Origin of the sequence: Pectobacterium sp. 1950-15 (genome assembly GCF_037136835.1) — a bacterium.
Classification (GTDB): Bacteria; Pseudomonadota; Gammaproteobacteria; order Enterobacterales; family Enterobacteriaceae; genus Pectobacterium.
Genome location: NZ_JBBBQR010000049.1, coordinates 1 through 483, shown reverse-complemented (window position 1 = coordinate 483; position 483 = coordinate 1). Strand labels below are relative to the sequence as shown.

General features: G+C 56.7%; 1 protein-coding gene. It reads right to left on the bottom strand.

All coding sequences use genetic code 11. The features are described 5' to 3' along the window. A partial coding sequence (locus tag WCT94_RS20725; protein ID WP_336871604.1) for an Ig-like domain-containing protein occupies positions 1–483 on the bottom strand: 483 nt, incomplete at both ends.

Sequence of the window (483 nt, the reverse complement as noted above, 5' to 3'; positions counted from 1 at the left end):
CGCTTTGACGTCGTTATCAACTTTACCAGTGACCGCAATCGTCTGACCGGATTCGGCCGCGTTGATCACGTTATCGCTGGTGACGTTATCGATAGATATCGACGCGGTTGGTGCAACGGTATCGACACCGTAGGCGTGACTGGCATTCGCCGTCGTGACATTACCTGCCGGATCGCGCGTGGTCACACTGGCGCTAACATCACCGTTGGCGGCCAGCACAGAGCCCGGTACGTTGACGCTCCAGGTTTTGCCATCGGCATTGACGGTGGTCTGGTAGGTTTCGGTGCCGACTTTGACCGTAACCGCATCACCGGCTTTAACTTCATTGCCCACCTTACCAGTGACGGCTATGGTCTGGCCGGATTCGGCCGCGTTAATCACGTTATCGCTGGTGACATTGTCGATAGATATCGATGCGGTTGGCGCAATGGTGTCTACGCCGTAAGCGTGGCTGGCATTCGCGGTCGTGACGTTACCTGCCGT